The organism is Lactobacillus laiwuensis, assembly GCF_019972835.1.
Classification (GTDB): Bacteria; Bacillota; Bacilli; order Lactobacillales; family Lactobacillaceae; genus Lactobacillus; species Lactobacillus laiwuensis.
Genome location: NZ_BPPB01000001.1, coordinates 424,636 through 441,635, shown reverse-complemented (window position 1 = coordinate 441,635; position 17,000 = coordinate 424,636). Strand labels below are relative to the sequence as shown.

Genomic DNA, 17,000 nt, shown 5'->3' with positions numbered 1-17,000 from the left:
AAATGACAGAAATTTATCTGGACAATGCCGCTACGACACCAATGTCACCCAATGTAATCGACGTGATAACTGAGCAAATGAAAAACAATTTTGGTAATGCCTCAAGTACCTATGAACTGGGACGCAAAGCCCGCCATGTGATTGATCAAGCAAGGCAAAAAGCCGCCAAGGCAATTAACGCCAAAGAAAATGAAATAATTTTTACCTCTGGTGGTTCAGAAAGTAATAATACTGCTATTTTCGGGACTGCTCATAGTCGGCAAAATATCGGCAAACGTATTATCACAACTAAGATTGAACATCCATCTGTTTTAAAGCCAATGCAACGCTTAGAAAATGAGGGTTATGAAGTCATATACCTTAATGTTGATGATAATGGTCGTATTTCACTAGCAGATTTAAAAGATGCACTAACTCCGCAAACTACTTTGGTTTCCATTATGGCTGTTAATAATGAATTGGGCACAATTAATCCACTTATTGAAATTGGTAATATAGTAAAGAAAAGTAATGCATATTTTCATGTTGATGCTGTACAAGGATTAGGCAACATCGATCTTGATGTTGTTAAAATGAATATCGACTTATTATCCACCTCCGCTCATAAAATCAATGGACCCAAATTCCTTGGATTTTTATATGAAAAAAACTCACTCAATCTGCCACCTCTTGTTTATGGTGGAGAACAGGAAACTAAGCGTAGAGCGGGAACAGAAAATGTACCAGGAATTGCTGGTTTTGGAGAAGCTATCAGTGAAATCACAGCAATAGACAAAGAAAATTTGCAAACTAAATATCTGGAATTGCAAAATATTATTTTGAATGAACTTAACCAAACTAAAGTTAACTATCAGGTTAACGGAGGAACTGCAAAATTTGATTCTCATCACGTGTTGAACTTGCATTTTAATGGCGTTTCAACGACTGTTTTGCAGACAAATTTGGATTTAGCTGGTTTTGCAGTTTCTGGGGGTTCTGCTTGTACTGCAGGTTCAATTGAACCATCCCATGTTTTAGTGGCTTGTTTTGGTAAAAACTCTCCGAGAATCAATGAGTCAATACGCATTTCATTTGGCCGTTACACTACTGAAGAGGAAGTGCAAGCCTTCGCAAAGGAACTTGCCAAAATAGTGAGTAAAATTCAAAATAAATAAAATAATTGCTTTTTTAGTTAAATATGCTTATTATTAGTAAGTGAGGTAGAATTATGGCAAATACAGTTATTATTAATGGTGATAAACGCAAGTTTACCCTTAGTCCAGACCTTAAGTTATATGCATTAATTGATGCTGGTTTTGTTAAAACCGTTAAGGGTAATTTTAATTATGAGCATCCACTTTATAATGATTCGCCGTATAATGCTCCAACTAAATTGAAGATGACTATAAATAAAGAGATGACCCATCTGACCATGGTGGTCACAGACAAAAATGGTTTGCAAAAGGTCAATATTTTTAAGAATGAGAAATTAGCTCCCACAGTTGAACTTTTAGATTATATATTAAAGGATTTAGAGGAGCGTAATATTATTGTTGCTGTGAAGGATTGATTAATTTGGTAAAGAAAAAAACCAGAGTTGTTGTTGGTATGAGTGGTGGAGTAGACTCTTCCGTTTCAGCACTTCTTTTAAAAGAGCAAGGATACGATGTAATTGGTGTCTTTATGAAAAATTGGGATGACACTGATGATTCCGGGGTCTGCACCGCTACTGATGATTACGAAGATGTAAAAAGAGTCGCTGATCAAATCGGAATTCCTTATTATTCAATCAATTTTGAAAAGGAATATTGGCATCGCGTTTTTGAATATTTTTTAAACGAATATAAAAAAGGTCGCACGCCCAACCCAGATGTAATGTGCAACAGTCAGATAAAGTTCAAGTCATTTTTAGAGTTCGCTCTTAATCTTGATGCAGATTATATTGCGATGGGCCATTATGCAAAAACCATAACTGATAAAAATGGTATCACTCATATGATGCGCCCTAAAGATGGCAATAAGGATCAAACATATTTCTTAAGTCAGCTAAATCAAAATCAGATAAGTCGCGTTATTTTTCCGTTGGCCAACTTAACCAAGCCACAAGTGCGTGAAATTGCGCTAAAAAATGACCTGGCTACTGCCAAAAAGAAGGATTCTACCGGTATTTGTTTTATTGGGGAAAGAAATTTTCGTAAATTTTTGAGTGAATTTTTGCCTGCCCAGTCTGGAGACATGGTCACACCGACTGGAAAAGTAGTCGGTCATCATGCAGGTTTAATGTACTATACAATTGGTCAAAGATCGGGATTAGGACTGGGTTCAACAAAAGAATCAACCGCTCCTTGGTTTGTAGTCGGTAAGGATTTGCAAAAAAATCAGCTGATCGTCGAGCAAGGATATGATAGTAAATTGCTTTACGCAACTGAATTGGAAGCAAGTGATATGTCATTCTTTACCGGACAGCCTGATCACGATTTCAAAATTCATTGCAGCGCCAAGTTTCGTTATCGTCAGCCTGATGTTGGCGTGACAGTGTTCTATGATGCAGAAAAAAACAAGGCAAAAGTATATTTTGATGAACCTGCTCGTGCTGTCACTCCTGGACAAGCTCTTGTTCTTTATCAGGGTGAGGAATGTTTAGGTGGCGGCAACATTGATTGTGCCTACCAAAATGATCGTCAGCTTCAACTAGTTTAATAGAAATTTGAAAGGAAAATGTTTAGGTGCATTTTCTTTTTTTATTTGTCTTCGTTTTTTCTTTTAAACTATTAAATGATAAACTAGAAAATAACAGTTACAGAAAAGAGTAATTAATGAATGCAGATTTATTTCGTCAGACATGGTAAAACAGAATGGAACTTACAGAAGCGCTTTCAAGGAGCTCACGGTGATTCGCCACTTTTAAAGCAAAGCTTAACTGATATTCAAAAATTAAGCAGTTTTTTAGGTGAAATTAAATTTGCTGGCATTTATTCAAGTCCACTAAAAAGGGCTAGGACGACGGCAGAAAGACTTGCTAAAGAAATGGGTTATCCATTTTCCATCGAGATAGACGAACGTTTGCGAGAATTTGATTTGGGAAAAATGGAAGGTCTTACTTTTACCGAAGCCAAAGCCAGGTATCCTGAGCAAGTAAGTGACATTTGGGATAAACCTGATAAATATGATGGCCACAGCATCGGAGGAGAAAATTACCCTGAGGTAATTGCACGTGGCAAAAGCTTTGGTAAAGATGTTGGGTTACAATTTAAGATAGACGATAAAGTATTAGCGGTGAGCCATGGGGCAGCTCTGGGAGCGATTATGGGTGGATTATTGGGGTATTCGCTGCCAGATATCCGCCACAATGGTGGTTTAAGCAATACCAGCCTTACTATTTTGGAAACAAAAGATAGGGGCAAAACTTTTAAAGCTCTGGTATGGAATGAGACAAAGTTTTTGGACAGAAAAATGGAAGACTCGGATTCATTATGACACAAAAAAGAGAAAAGGCTGCTAACGCCAGCGCAGTAAGCAAAAAGGTACACGAATTAATAACAAAAATTGATGAACAACCAAATAATAGTGAAAACTATTTAAAATTAGCGACTTATTTAATAGAACAGGGAAGTAGTGAACAAGCTACTGAACTATTAGAAAAAGCAAAAAAGTTAGTTGCTCATCCTCAAGATTTAGATTATGATTTGGCAGTTTGTTATTATTTACAGGGTAAATTTGATACAGCATTAAATATACTTAATCAAATTCCTAATGATGACTTAGTTTTATACCAAAAAGCACTTGTTTTTTACAAAGTTGGTCAAAGTCAAAAAGCATTGGCGTACGCTTTAACAATTAAAAAAGTTGATGCAAAAGTCTTGGAATTAATAGGTGACATTTGGCTAAGCCTTGGCAAAATTAAGGAAGCAGAGTCAACTTATAAAGAAATAGCTACTGAAAAAAGGTCAGCCAAAATCAATTTCATGCTGGGTATCACAATTTTAACTAGAGATCGCCAAGAAGCTGAAAAATATCTGGCAAAGTCAAAAAAACAAGATCCTAAAATTTTTGCACAAGAACAAAAAAAATATTCTTCGTTACTAAAATTAGTGAATGATGCGAGAAAGAAAAATGACTGAATTTACTGGGAAAATCAACCGAATAGTTTTTGAAAACGATCAAGACCTTTATAAAATACTTGATGTTGCTATAATTGGAAAATTAGAAAAATATGATCGTGAAGATATTAAAGTGACCGGCAGTTTTGGTGACGTTCAAGTTGGTGCAACTTATACTTTTTCTGGAAGGTTGATTGTACATAATAAATTTGGCCTGCAGTTTCGTTGTGATAATTATAAATTGGCCTTGCCTCATGAAAAGGGGAGTTTAATTAATTTTTTAAGTTCCACTAAGTTTCCCGGGATTGGCAAAAAAGCAGCTGATACCATAATTTCAGATTTGGGAATGGATGCGCTAACAATATTAAAGCAAAACCCTGAAAAAGTTGGAACTTTGTCTATTTCGAAAAAGCAAAAACAAAGTTTGTTAAACGGTGTCAGCTCAATGGATTCGTATTCTGAAACTGTCTTAAAGCTGGCTCAATTTGGCTTGAATAAAAAAGTAGCGAGTAGACTGTATCAACTTTATCATGGCGAAACTTTAGCTAAACTTGAAGAGGATCCTTATGCCTCAATTGCTGAAGTTACAGGCTATGCTTTTAAGAGTGCCGATCGAATCGGCAGTAAATTAGGAATGGCTCTCGATGACTCCAAAAGAGTTAACGGCGCTATTTTTCAAATTTTACTTGATGAAGTAGCTAAAGAAGGCAATACCTTCGTCAAACTTGAGCAACTACTTGAAGAAACAGGCAAGTTACTGCAAATTAATGAGTATGATACGATAGCAACTTGCGTTAATAATCTCCAGCATCAAGGTAAAGTCGTGGTAATGGGTGAAAACGCAGCGCTACAGGAAATTTATGAAACTGAAACTGATATTGCCAACGCAATGAAAAATCTAGTGGAAAAAAAGCAAAAGAGTTCAAATTACAATGAAAAAGAACTAAACCTTGCTATTACTCACGCTGAAACCAAGTTGAAAATTCACTATGATAATACTCAGAAAGCAGCGATAAAAAACGCACTGACTAATCCAATTTCAATTTTAACTGGTGGTCCCGGAACTGGGAAAACCACTATCATAAACGGTATTTTATTAGCATTGAAAGAGCTGGCAGAAATACCATCATCTTCTCTTTATAGTACAGACCCGCCATTTTTACTTGCTGCACCTACTGGTCGTGCAGCCAAGAGAATGGAAGAGATTACTGGGATTACAGCTAAAACTATCCATCGTTTGCTGGGATTAGGAATTGGTGAAAATGATGCAACTGACCTAAACGAATTAAATGGTGAAATTTTAATTATTGATGAAATGTCAATGGTAGATATGTTTTTGTTTAGGCAACTGGTATCTAGCATCAATGAAACTAAGCACATAGTTTTTGTAGGTGATAAAGACCAACTGCCTTCAGTTGGTGCAGGAAACGTATTTGCTGATTTAATCAAATCACAGGCCTTTCCTACTACCGTTCTTAAGCAAATTCACCGTCAAGGAGACGATTCCAGCATTATTACGTTGGCGCATGACATTAATGAAGGAAAAAATCCCCAGGAATTATTTAAAAAGACCAAAAACTACTCATTTATTTCATGTCCACCGCATGAAGTCTCGCATGTTGTCAGTCAAATTGTCCAGCGAGCTTTAGCAAAGGGCTTTAATCCGGATGATATTCAGGTACTAGGAGCAATGTACCAGGGCGATGGTGGCGTCACCAATTTGAATAATGTTATTCAAGAAATTATTAATCCGCCTAAGGAAAATAGCAAAACACTGGAAGTACATGATGAGACTTTTCGTATTGGGGACCGCATTTTGCAATTGCAAAATAATCCTGAAAAAGATATCTATAATGGTCAAATTGGTAAAATCCTAGCAATTGATAATGATAATTCCCAAAAATGCATGGTAGCTGATTTTGATGACAGAGAAATAACCTTCAGTAAAAAAGATCTGTTTGATTTAACCAGAGCATACGCAATTACCATTCACAAAGCTCAAGGTTCTGAATTTCCGTTAGTTATTTTGAGCCTGACTATGCAAAACTATGTCATGCTTAAACGTAACTTATTGTACACTGCCGTTACTCGCGCAGAGAAAAATTTGGTTTTAATTGGCGATCCCCGCGCTTATGAATTGGCTTTTAATACTTCTGGTAATGACCGTCAGACAGGATTAACTATTAAACTGCAAAAAATATTAAATGTGCAAGATAAATCTGTTCAAGAAAAAGATTCAGGTAAAAATAAAAATGAACAAGGAGAAGCAAATTCTGATGTGTTTGAAAATCCAACTCAGGATTTTATATTAACACCGCAGTTGATTTATTCGGGTCGAATTGATCCTATGATTGGGATGAAAGACATTAAATTAGAAACACGAACAAGATAAGGGACTTTTTAAGAAAATGGCAAAGATAAAAAAAGAAGGTTTTATAAACTTACGAAAAGAACTTGCGGAATGGGTTGCCACTAACACTCATATTTTAAATTTTGGTCCGGATACTCTTGAAATTGAAACTATTTTTAAGGATTCATTTGGCGAAACAGTGTATTGTTTTGTCGAAAAAACTGGGGTTGATAAATATAACGTTACTGATGATGGTCGGGCACTTTTTAAATTAGATCCCAGCGCAAGTGACGAAGATTTGATTGCTGCATGCGCGGATTTAATCACAGCCAGTGGCTTTTCTTTTAATGTTGAAAATGGAGTGATCAGCTGTGAATGTAATGAACAAACTTTGGCTGAAAACATTATGCAATTAGGACAATTAGAAGTAAACGTTTCATATCTTAATTAAAAAGCTATCACTAAATACTATTTTTTATTGCTAATTTTAAAAAATAATGATTAAATTATTGGTATCATTTTAAGCAAAAGGAAGAAAAACCTATGGCAATTATTTTTGATAAGGTAAAGAAAAACTACGGTAAGAAGCCTGTATTTTATTACCTAAATTTTAAAATTCCTTTAGAACCAACAGTAATTGGTTTGGTCGGACCTAACGGTGTGGGCAAATCAACCATGTTAAGACTCCTTGCGGGGGTATTGGAACCAACCGAAGGATTGATCAAAAATGACCAGGCTAACGAACCATATGTTAAGTGGTCCAGTTTGCATACCACTTTTGTCGCTTCAGGTGAAAGGGGTCTCATGTACAGGTTAAATACCCTTGAAAATGGGATGTATTTTTCTTCACTTAAAGGAATTAGTATTAAAAAAACAGAAAACAATATTCGAAAAATGGCGCGGGATTTCAATTTTTCAAATGAACTTAACACTTATTTTCAAAATTTGTCTACTGGTTTGAAGAAAAAGGCTGCTATCCTTGTGGGAGCAGCAATGGAAACAGAAGTTTTACTTTTGGACGAGCCTTCAAATGGACTTGACATAGCGGCCCAAGAAGATTTAGCATCCTTTATTCTGGATTTAAAAAATAAATACGGGAATACTATTTTTATTTCATCGCATGACACTCAAATGCTTTCTGGAGTTGTTGATCATTATCTTTTTTTAAGGGATGGCCAAATAGAGAAAAATGTTGAACATAAAATGGCTGAAAATGACCTAATTTCTGAATACCATGAAATTTATAAGTAAAGGTAGGAAGCAAAATGAAAAAAGTTAAAAAATTATTTAATATTTTTTGGGTACAATTATATTTACAGCTAAAACTGCAAGCTCGCTATGTTAATTCAACTGTTAGTTCACTAGTTTTATATGCTGGAGCTTTCTTGATTGTTGTCTTTTTCACTGATCCTGCACAACTGGGTCAGGCATATGGTACAAAACATGGGGTCTTATTTACTATTATCGGTTTCTTGCTTTGGAGTATTGGTATCTCTTCATTAGGTGAATGTAGTAATGGGGTAGAGACTGATGAGCAAACTGGTCTGCTTGAAAGTGAAACTCAGTCCATCTTTCCCTTATGGGTTCTATACTTTATTCAAACGTTGGCAGAAAATTTGTTTGTCTGGATCTATCTTTTAATCATAGGCTTTGTAGCCTCATTTTTTTCAATATTCACAGTAGTTGAACTATTAAAGGCTTTATTGTTAACCTTTGTCTTTTCCTTAATTTCCAATCTAGGAATGTTTGGTATCGGAATGATTTTTGCTTCTGGTTCTATTAGATTTAAAAGAATGGGCCAGTGGGCTACTATATTGCAGGCTTTATTGCTCATGTTGTCTAATGTTTATTTACCAGTATATAATGCTTTTCAGGAGGTCATTCCCTATGTCGGTGGCATCGAAATAGTGCGGCAAATATTTCTTGGCCATGGAGTTTCATTGTCAAAGCTGATAATATTGATAGTAGTAAATGTAGTGTGGTTCTTAGTTGGTATTTTGATATTCGATTATTGTATAAAGAAAGAGCGCAAAGACGGCTCATTTGATGCTTTTTAAGTTAAAGAAAGGTGATATTTATTTTAACGTTCAAAAATGTTAAATGGGGGACAAAAAATTATTTTAAAGTAAGAAAATTATATTTAGGTGCATTTCCTAAAAATGAACGATTTCCATTTGTCGGGTTGCTGGCGATGGCTTTGCAAAAAAGAGTTAATTTGCAAGCAGTCTATGAAAATGATAATTTTATAGGCTTAATTTTTTGGACATATGCCGAAAAGATTATTTATATTGGTTATTTAGCAGTTGACCCAGTTTGGCGTGGCAAGGGCTATGGCAGTCAGACTTTAAACCTGATGAAACAGCACCATCCAAATCAGGAAATTGTTTTAGACATTGAACCAGTTATTAAAACAGCAAAAAACTACTCTCAAAGGATTAATAGATTATTATTTTATAAACATAATGGCTTCAAATTAACTCAAGACAATTTAGTCGATGAAGGCGGCCACTATTCGATTTTAAGCTCTGATAAACACTTTAAAAAGCGTAATTTAAGTCAACTACTTAAGCGAATGAGTTTTAATTGCTATAAATTTAAAATTGTTTCCAGATAATTAAATTAACAAAATACTTTGACAAGCAAATGATGCTTTAAAGTTTACTTTCTATAGCAGCTAGTTCATAAAAAAGGATAATAAATAACTTCACCCTGAAGTTATTTATTATCCTTTTTATAATTATTTAACGAATCCTACTTTGTACCAGAGAACATGTCCATTGTTGTTTTCAGATGGTTTAAGAGAATAACCTGAAATACGGTTATTGATTGCTCTGATCTTATAAGAGTTGACTGTTGGAATCATGTAAGCTTGATCAAAGATATACTTTTGCCAATCATGAAAGACCTTCACACGGTATTTATGATCAAAAGCTTTTTGCGAATCCATTTCTTTAACTAATTTAGTATTTTCCGGTGTCACGAAACGATCATAATTTGCTGCGGTGCTATCACCATACATTCCATCTTGTGATGGTTCTGTGGACATATACCATCCTGTTTCAAACATATCGACTTGCGGATCATCCTTGTTAAGCTTGTCGTAGAATGAATTTGTTTCGGTCAATCGACCATTCAATAAATTAACATTTAGTCCTATCTTATGCCACTGTTGAATATAGTTCTGTATAATTGGCCCTTGTGTTGAATCACCAGCTTTAGCCATAAATGTGATCTTTAAAGGCTTGCCGTTGGGTTGAACACGCCATTTACCGTTCTTTTTATATCCGGCTTTATCAAGAATATCGTTAGCCTTTTTTAAATTATAGTCATAACCCTTAATATTTTTATTGAAGTAGTCGCCAAATTGAGGTGGAATTAATGTGGTTATATGAAAAGTTAGCCCGTGAGTATAATGTTTAGTGACCTCAGCAACATTCATCGCATAACCAATTGCTTTACGTAAAGCTGTATTGTTCATTTTGCTATTATGATTCATAATACTTTTATTATGTTTGGCATCCCATTTACCTAATTTAAAACCGATGAACCAATATGAAAGAGGAATTTCTGCAATAAACTTAACTTTTTTGGTATGTTTTACTTCATCCCATTGAGAGTTAACTACATTAATAATATCGAACTTATTGCTTTTGATTGCTTGTGATGAAGAGTTGGGCGAAACCACTTGATAAATAATTTTATCCAGCTTTGGCTTACCACGCCAATAATATTTATTTGGTACCCAAATAGCTGATTGACCACGAACTAGTTTTTCTAACTTATAGGCGCCAAAATACAATGGCTTTTTCCTGATTTTATCAGATGATTGTAATTTGCTAAAAGGGACGTCTTTTAGGTAATGATAAGGAGCGGTATATTCTGAAAAATAGCCATTTCCACTATTGTACATCCCTGGTTTTAATTGCTTAAAATGTAAAATAACTCTTCTGCCATTTGCGCCATCAGGCATTTCAATTCCTGAAATAGACTTAGCTTTTCCTTCATGATATTCTTTTAAGCCTTTAATAAGTTCAAACTGGCTGGAATACCTTTGTGAATCAGTACCTTTATTGGATAATATTTCATACGGGTATTCCACATCCTTGGCCGTGACCTGTCGACCATCTGACCATCTAACTCCTTTTTTAACTACAATTGTAATTGTCTTATTTTTATTATTAATCTTTAGGGTTGCAGGTCCCTTATTGGTGAAACGATAGTTGTCATCTGTATCAAATAAGGATTCAGATCCAGGGGAGGAAAGATCAGCATCAGTTGCAGTTACTTGTAATTGATCAGAAAAGATACCTGTAAAAGGTGTATCGGTCTGCAGTGCTACTCTAACCGTCCCACCCTGTCGGGTTGGCTTATCAGGCATTTTTGCAGGGAATTTGCTTGCTTCTTTTGCATTATTTTCCTGATTACTGTTACTTTTACCACATGCCGTAAGAGTTAGGGCTGTAGCCACTAAAATACCAATAGAGCTTAAAACATTGCTTTTTTTCATGATTCTTCATCCCTTATGAGTACTAATTTATAATGATGTAACAATTCCCATAATATCACGTTAAGGTTATATTTTAAATGTAATAAATTAAAATTAACTTTTTGCTAATTATTTTAATATAATTTATCTGCTTTAACTAACAAAAGTAAATTAATTATGTGATTCAGATATGAAAAAAACCAAGCCATCTTCTGCTTGGTTGGTTAAATTATTATAATAAAATTTTAAATATTTTTATTAGCGTAAAAGCTTAAAGCTTGAGACAGAAAACTCAATATTAAAAAGGTTTGGTTTAATTTCTTCTCCGTCTACTTGGGCGTATTCTTTTTTCATGGTAGTAACCCTAATTTTGTCAGCTTCAAAATAGTGAAATTGTGGATCATTAACGTGTGAGCCATCTTTTAGTAGGTTAATAAATAACTTTACTAGTTTACCCAAACTAAATTTTTCTACTATAACAGTGTCAATTTTGTGACTATCAATTTTGGCACTGGGCAAGAGGGGAAGTCCACCACCTAAAAACGGATGATTAGTTGTAGTAACCATAAAAGCATCATCAAAGTATATTTTTTGACCATTTCGTTCAATTTCGACTCCGAAAGTATTCTGTCTAGTCACACTGGCAACAACGTTAAGGCCGTAAATAAATTTTCCCTCGCTAAGATGATTTAATAGCTTTTTAAGCTTTGAAATATTGCTATTATGATTAACAAAAGCATCAAAACCAATCCCAAAACTATTAGCAAAATAATATTTTTGTTCTGCTGTTATTTTGGGAAGGGTAAATGAGCCACAGTCGATCTCGTCTGGTTCAAAATTTTTCTTAAAGTGATCTAGTAACACTTTAGGATCAGCGGTCAGATCAGCGGCACGGGCAAAATCATTGCCAGTTCCTGCTGGCAAGTATGCAATAGGAGTACTAGGATTATCTGAACGTTTAATCCCATTTAAAACTTCATTTAGTGAGCCATCGCCACCAATCACTAATAAAATTTCGTTTGGCAAATGGTGTTGATTGCCATAATGTTGGGCGAGACGAATAGCTTCACCAGCGTAATTACTTATTTGCAGGTCAAAGTTAACGTTTTGGTTGATTAACAAAGAAGTTGTCTGCTCAAGCACTTTTTTAGCACGACCGTTACCAGCTACTTCATTGACTAAAAGATGTATTTTTAATTTATTATCCATATAATTTCATTCATTACATAAAAAACCCTTCTAAACGGGTTTTTGCTATTTTTTCTCAACTAACATTGGTAAGATCATTGGCCGTCTTTTGGTTTTTGAATATAAAAAGTCTGAAAGATTATCAACTATTGCATGACGGATTACACTATCTTTAGGATGCTCTACCTTGTCCATCTCAGATTTGATAACGTGATAAATGTGTTTTTGGGCCTGATTAATTAATTCGGTTGATTCCCGCATATAGACAAATCCGCGACTTAAAACATCTGGGCCAGCCAAAACTCGTTTGTGTTTGTAATCAACCGTTGCCACTACAACAACTAAACCATCTTCAGACAAGACTTGACGGTCATGAACTACTACGTTACCAACATCAGCAGTACCTGAAGTGTCAACATAGACATCACCAGCTGGAATGTGACCAGCTATTCTTGAACCTTCAGGACCAAAACAAACTACTTCACCATTTTCAAGGACAAAAGTATTTTCAGCAGGAACACCGGCTGCTTGTGCTAATTCAGTATGAATTACTTGCATCCGGTATTCGCCGTGAACAGGGATCATGTACTTGGGTTTGGTCAAACGAACCATCATTTTAAGTTCTTCCTGACCACCATGTCCAGATGTATGGACGTTATTTATTCTGCCATGAACGACATTGGCGCCGCCTTCCATTAACTTGTTGATTAAGTGGTTAACGCTTAAAGTATTTCCAGGAATTGGGTTCGAGGAAAAGATTACTGTATCGCCTGGCTGTAAACTAATTTGTCGGTGCGTTCCGTTGGCAATGCGAGAAAGGGCGGCTAAAGGTTCACCTTGAGAACCGGTACATAAAATCATTACTTGTTCTGCTGGCGTATGATTAATTTCGTTAGCATCCACAATCAAACCATCAGGAACATTGAGATAACCTAAATCAATCCCGTTTTGCACACCATTTTCCATACTACGACCAAAAATGGCAACTTTTCTTCCAGTGTCAATAGCTGCTTCAATAGCAGTTGAAACACGGTATAAGTTAGATGCAAAAGTAGCAAAAATTATTCTTCCGTGTATTCCAGTAATAATGTCGTGTAAAGATTTAGCAACGAACCGTTCAGACTTAGTAAACTGGCTGACTTCAGCATTGGTTGAATCAGATAGTAAAGCTAAAACACCATCGTTGCCCAATTTTGCTATTCTCTGGAAATTAGGGGCTGGTTGATTCATAACTGGAGTTAAATCAAATTTAAAATCACCAGTGAACACGACTGCACCTAGTGGTGTATGAACAGCAATACCTAATGTATCAGGAATAGAGTGAGTAGTTCTGAAAAAGGTTACCGTCAATTTCTTGAATTTTAGTACAGTATCTTCATGTTCTTCATGAAGCTCAGTAGTTCTTAAAATACCATGTTCTTCAAGCTTACCCTTAATTAAAGCTAAAGCAAATGGGGTGGCGTAAACTGGAATTTCCGGGATCTTTTCTAGTAAGAAGGGGATCCCGCCAATGTGGTCTTCGTGCCCGTGACTAACAACTAGAGCTTTAATTTTTTTGCGATTTTTTATCAAATAAGAATAATCAGAAATCACATAATTAATACCAAGAAGATCATCTTCCGGAAACTTAATGCCACAATCCATAATGATGATTTCATCTTGGTATTGTACACAGTACATATTTTTGCCAATTTCGTGCAACCCCCCGATTGCAACTACAGCAACTTCATTATTTTTAATACGCACAGAGACTACTTCTTACTCTCAAAAGTGGCTAATTTAAAATCGGCATGCTCTTTTTCGTAAGTTAACGAATTGCCAGCCAATTCTTGGATGAGTTCAATATTATAGGGGGTATTTTCCTCAACCATTGTTCTTGCGGCCACCATGTTGTCGGCCTCAAGATAAAGAGTTTGGGTTGTTTCCCGTCTAGGATTGACAACCTTGTCTTTTTGATACAAAACTTTGTAGATCATATTTGTATTCTCCTTATTCAGTTAATAAACGTTCTAATTTTGGATAACATAAAGCATCCAATAGCTAGTAAAATTCTACCATACATGCAAAAACAAGTATAGAATCAAGTTTTGCCAGCTATATTTAAAAAAACCGTCAACACAATAAATGACGGCTAAAAATCTTTTTAATTAAATTAATAAATGACTATAGTATCTTCATCTAATTTAAATGGGTTCTGCTTATTAATACGATCATAGAAAAGATGTCCTCGTAAATGTTCAATTTCATGGGATGCAACAATAGCGGGGTAGTCTTTTAAACGAATGGTCTTTTCTTCACCAGAGACAGTATAGTAATGAATTTTTAATTTGTCAGGTCGTGGCACGTAGCCATCAATTACTTTATCAACGCTCAAGCATCCTTCGCCTTCACTGAGGCAAGCTTGTTTGACTGATTCAGATAAAATTTCAGGATTAACAAAAGTTTCCTTAAAGACAATGTCGCCTTTGTCATTTGGAACCAGTAATGAGGCCATTTGAACGCTTTCGCCAACCTGTGGTGCAGCTAACCCCACACCGGCCCGCAATTGGTGCTTTTCTGCAATTTTAGGATCTTGCGAGTTAACTAGATATTCCATCATTTCTTTAGCCAAATTTTGATAATGTTCGCTTAAAGGAAAAGTTAATGGTTTAGCTACTTTGCGCAATACTGGGTTACCGTCACGGGTAATATCTTTCATTAAAATCAATTACATTCACTCTTTCATAAAAGTTTATATTTATATTTGTAACATAAAATAAACTAATTTGTCTGCTTTTTATTCTATACTAAATTTTTAATTTGAAAAAGAGGGATAAACGTTGACCCTTAAACTGTTAGGTGGTAAAATCAATGAGCGTAAATATACAGATATGAAACACTTCGATCAGCATGTTTTTGACGTGCCGCCGAAACTGTGACCACGTCACAGTTTTTTTATTGAGGAGTGGAGGAGGAATACTTTTGTCAGAAAAAAGAAGAGACGATATTAGGAATATAGCTATCATAGCGCACGTTGACCATGGTAAAACTACTCTGGTTAACCAATTGTTGAAACAATCCGACACTCTCCCTGAACATATGGCTTTGGAAGATCGTGCGATGGATTCAAATGATATTGAGCGTGAACGTGGTATAACTATTTTATCTAAAAACACTGCGGTTAAATATGGTGATACAACCATTAATATTTTGGATACTCCGGGACACGCCGATTTCGGTGGCGAAGTCGAAAGAATCATGCATATGGTCGACGGTGCTTTATTATTGGTTGATGCTTATGAAGGCACTATGCCGCAAACTCGTTTCGTACTTAAAAAGGCATTAGAAGCAGGAGTTAAGCCAATTGTCGTTATCAACAAGATTGACCGTCCTGGTGCTCGTCCTAAAGAAGTTCTTGACGAAGTGCTGGAATTATTTATTGAATTAGGAGCAAACGATGAGCAGCTTGACTTCCCAGTAGTTTATGCATCTGCTTTAAATGGTACCTCCTCTTATGATCCTGATCCGTCAAAACAAGAAGAAACTATGAATCCTATTTTTGACACGATTATTAAATCAATTCCTGCACCAATTGATAATACAGATGAACCTTTGCAATTCCAAATTACAATGCTTGACTGGGATGATTACGTTGGTCGTATAGGTGTTGGCCGTATTTATCGCGGGCGAGTTAAAGTTGGCGATAATATTACTGTGATGAAGCGTGACGGTTCTACCCAAAACTTTAGAGTTACCAAACTTTTCGGTTTCTTTGGCTTAAAGCGTAACGAGATTACTGAAGCTAAAGCAGGTGATATTATTGCCATTAGTGGTATTAACGATATTTTTGTTGGTGAAACTATTGCTTCAGCCGAAAATCCTGAAGCTTTGCCTCTTCTAAAGATTGATCCACCCACACTGCAAATGGATTTTGTAGCTAATGACTCACCTTTTGCTGGTCGCGAAGGTGACAAAGTTACTCCAAAAAAGTTGGAAGATCGTTTAATTAAGCAAACCAGAACCGATGTTTCTTTGAAAGTAGATCCAACCGACCAATTAAACGCGTGGACTGTTTCAGGTCGTGGTGAATTGCACCTTTCAATTTTGGTTGAAGAAATGCGTCGTGAAGGTTTTGAATTGCAATTATCAAGACCAAAGGTTATCTACCGTGAAATTGATGGTAAAATGTGTGAGCCATTTGAAGCTGTTCAAGTGGATACCCCTGACGAATACGTTGGTTCAGTCATTGACTCACTTTCTCAGAGAAAAGGAGAAATGAAGAATATGGCATCCACAGGTAACAATCAAACTCGGCTTGACTTCCTAGTTCCTTCTCGGGGATTAATTGGCTATAATAATGAATTTATGTCTCAAACTGGTGGCTACGGCATTATGAACCATAGTTTTGATTCATATAAACCTGTTGTTAAGAACTGGGAACCTGGTCGTCAAAATGGTGCTTTAGTTTCCATTAGCCAGGGTAAATCAACCACATATTCTTTGCAAACTGTTGAGCAACGTGGCGAATTGTTTATTGGAGCCGGAGTTGAAGTTTATGAAGGAATGATTGTCGGTCAATCCTCTCGTGATCGTGATATCGCAGTTAATGTTATCAAAGGTAAAAACTTGACTAACACTCGTGCTGCGGGGAAGGATCATGCTGCAGCTATTAGAACTCCTAAAACTTTAACGCTTGAAGAAGCCATTGAGTTCTTAAATGATGATGAATATTGTGAGGTAACACCAGATTCAATCAGGTTAAGAAAGAAAATTCTGAACACTTCTGAGAGACAAAAAGCCGATAAGAGACGTAATAAGAAGTAAATAATTTTTTTAAGAAGGGCACTCACTGATGAAGTGGTGCTCTTTTTGTTTTATAATGCTTATAATAAAGGTTAATTTATTACAGAAGGAGAGG

The 17,000-nt window shown here is 35.7% G+C and carries 16 protein-coding genes; 11 read left to right on the top strand and 5 right to left on the bottom strand.

Annotation, left to right across the window (positions count from 1 at the left end; genetic code table 11):
- Window positions 1–2 precede the first annotated feature (2 nt).
- The 10 genes from LDM92_RS02090 (at window position 3) to LDM92_RS02045 (ending at window position 9,043) form a co-directional block, all read left to right on the top strand.
- A complete protein-coding gene (locus LDM92_RS02090) occupies window positions 3–1,154 on the top strand; it encodes a cysteine desulfurase family protein (protein ID WP_223901833.1) in 1,152 nt (383 codons plus the stop codon).
- A gap of 53 nt (window positions 1,155–1,207) precedes the next feature.
- A complete protein-coding gene (locus LDM92_RS02085) occupies window positions 1,208–1,549 on the top strand; it encodes a DUF1831 domain-containing protein (protein ID WP_223901832.1) in 342 nt (113 codons plus the stop codon).
- 5 nt (window positions 1,550–1,554) lie between these two features.
- Window positions 1,555–2,679 (top strand): tRNA 2-thiouridine(34) synthase MnmA, encoded by a 1,125-nt coding sequence (gene mnmA, locus LDM92_RS02080; protein ID WP_274383947.1) that lies wholly within the window; start codon window positions 1,555–1,557, stop codon window positions 2,677–2,679.
- Between the two features lie 120 nt (window positions 2,680–2,799).
- Window positions 2,800–3,456: a histidine phosphatase family protein gene (locus tag LDM92_RS02075; protein WP_223901831.1), complete on the top strand. Its 657-nt coding sequence runs from the start codon at window positions 2,800–2,802 to the stop codon at window positions 3,454–3,456.
- Window positions 3,453–4,100, top strand: a complete 648-nt coding sequence (locus tag LDM92_RS02070) for a tetratricopeptide repeat protein (RefSeq protein WP_223901830.1) — start codon at window positions 3,453–3,455, stop codon at window positions 4,098–4,100. The genes LDM92_RS02075 and LDM92_RS02070 overlap by 4 nt, the downstream gene beginning before the upstream one ends.
- Window positions 4,093–6,471, top strand: coding sequence for an SF1B family DNA helicase RecD2 (gene recD2 / locus LDM92_RS02065; RefSeq protein WP_223901829.1), 2,379 nt, complete (start codon window positions 4,093–4,095; stop codon window positions 6,469–6,471). The genes LDM92_RS02070 and recD2 overlap by 8 nt, the downstream gene beginning before the upstream one ends.
- Window positions 6,472–6,487: 16 nt before the next feature.
- Window positions 6,488–6,880, top strand: a complete 393-nt coding sequence (locus tag LDM92_RS02060) for a DUF1828 domain-containing protein (RefSeq protein ID WP_223901828.1) — start codon at window positions 6,488–6,490, stop codon at window positions 6,878–6,880.
- 92 nt (window positions 6,881–6,972) lie between these two features.
- Window positions 6,973–7,680, top strand: a complete 708-nt coding sequence (locus LDM92_RS02055) for an ATP-binding cassette domain-containing protein (protein ID WP_223901827.1) — start codon at window positions 6,973–6,975, stop codon at window positions 7,678–7,680.
- Window positions 7,681–7,694: 14 nt separating this feature from the next.
- Window positions 7,695–8,486 (top strand): hypothetical protein, encoded by a 792-nt coding sequence (locus LDM92_RS02050; RefSeq protein WP_223901826.1) that lies wholly within the window; start codon window positions 7,695–7,697, stop codon window positions 8,484–8,486.
- A gap of 11 nt (window positions 8,487–8,497) precedes the next feature.
- A complete protein-coding gene (locus tag LDM92_RS02045) occupies window positions 8,498–9,043 on the top strand; it encodes a GNAT family N-acetyltransferase (protein ID WP_223901825.1) in 546 nt (181 codons plus the stop codon).
- Window positions 9,044–9,166: 123 nt separating this feature from the next.
- Here LDM92_RS02045 and LDM92_RS02040 read toward each other — a convergent pair whose 3' ends face one another.
- The 5 genes from LDM92_RS02040 to def all read right to left on the bottom strand — a co-directional run bounded on the left by LDM92_RS02040 (window position 9,167) and on the right by def (window position 14,810).
- Window positions 9,167–10,936, bottom strand: a complete 1,770-nt coding sequence (locus LDM92_RS02040) for an oligopeptide ABC transporter substrate-binding protein (RefSeq protein ID WP_223901824.1) — start codon at window positions 10,934–10,936, stop codon at window positions 9,167–9,169.
- A 237-nt stretch (window positions 10,937–11,173) separates the two neighbouring features.
- Window positions 11,174–12,124 carry a diacylglycerol/lipid kinase family protein gene (locus tag LDM92_RS02035; RefSeq protein ID WP_223901823.1) on the bottom strand — a complete coding sequence of 317 codons (951 nt, stop codon included), beginning with the start codon at window positions 12,122–12,124 and terminating at the stop codon, window positions 11,174–11,176.
- A gap of 45 nt (window positions 12,125–12,169) precedes the next feature.
- Window positions 12,170–13,849, bottom strand: coding sequence for a ribonuclease J1 (gene rnjA / locus LDM92_RS02030; protein ID WP_223901822.1), 1,680 nt, complete (start codon window positions 13,847–13,849; stop codon window positions 12,170–12,172).
- 5 nt (window positions 13,850–13,854) lie between these two features.
- Entirely contained in the window at window positions 13,855–14,079 is a 225-nt protein-coding gene (locus LDM92_RS02025) for a DNA-dependent RNA polymerase subunit epsilon (protein ID WP_223901821.1), read from the bottom strand.
- 176 nt (window positions 14,080–14,255) lie between these two features.
- Entirely contained in the window at window positions 14,256–14,810 is a 555-nt protein-coding gene (gene def / locus LDM92_RS02020) for a peptide deformylase (RefSeq protein WP_223901820.1), read from the bottom strand.
- Window positions 14,811–15,064: 254 nt separating this feature from the next.
- On the opposite strand from def, the gene typA reads away from it, so the two are divergent.
- Entirely contained in the window at window positions 15,065–16,906 is a 1,842-nt protein-coding gene (gene typA / locus LDM92_RS02015; protein WP_223901819.1) for a translational GTPase TypA, read from the top strand.
- Window positions 16,907–17,000 lie beyond the last annotated feature (94 nt).

What these genes read in the sequence shown, in the direction of transcription:
- LDM92_RS02090 (WP_223901833.1), top strand. Translation starts at nt 3, where the DNA reads ATGACAGAAATTTATCTGGACAATGCCGCTACGACACCAATGTCACCC.
- LDM92_RS02085 (WP_223901832.1), top strand. Translation starts at nt 1,208, where the DNA reads ATGGCAAATACAGTTATTATTAATGGTGATAAACGCAAGTTTACCCTT.
- LDM92_RS02075 (WP_223901831.1), top strand. Translation starts at nt 2,800, where the DNA reads ATGCAGATTTATTTCGTCAGACATGGTAAAACAGAATGGAACTTACAG.
- LDM92_RS02070 (WP_223901830.1), top strand. Translation starts at nt 3,453, where the DNA reads ATGACACAAAAAAGAGAAAAGGCTGCTAACGCCAGCGCAGTAAGCAAA.
- recD2 (WP_223901829.1), top strand. Translation starts at nt 4,093, where the DNA reads ATGACTGAATTTACTGGGAAAATCAACCGAATAGTTTTTGAAAACGAT.
- LDM92_RS02060 (WP_223901828.1), top strand. Translation starts at nt 6,488, where the DNA reads ATGGCAAAGATAAAAAAAGAAGGTTTTATAAACTTACGAAAAGAACTT.
- LDM92_RS02055 (WP_223901827.1), top strand. Translation starts at nt 6,973, where the DNA reads ATGGCAATTATTTTTGATAAGGTAAAGAAAAACTACGGTAAGAAGCCT.
- LDM92_RS02050 (WP_223901826.1), top strand. Translation starts at nt 7,695, where the DNA reads ATGAAAAAAGTTAAAAAATTATTTAATATTTTTTGGGTACAATTATAT.
- LDM92_RS02040 (WP_223901824.1), bottom strand. Translation starts at nt 10,936, where the DNA reads ATGAAAAAAAGCAATGTTTTAAGCTCTATTGGTATTTTAGTGGCTACA.
- LDM92_RS02035 (WP_223901823.1), bottom strand. Translation starts at nt 12,124, where the DNA reads ATGGATAATAAATTAAAAATACATCTTTTAGTCAATGAAGTAGCTGGT.
- LDM92_RS02025 (WP_223901821.1), bottom strand. Translation starts at nt 14,079, where the DNA reads ATGATCTACAAAGTTTTGTATCAAAAAGACAAGGTTGTCAATCCTAGA.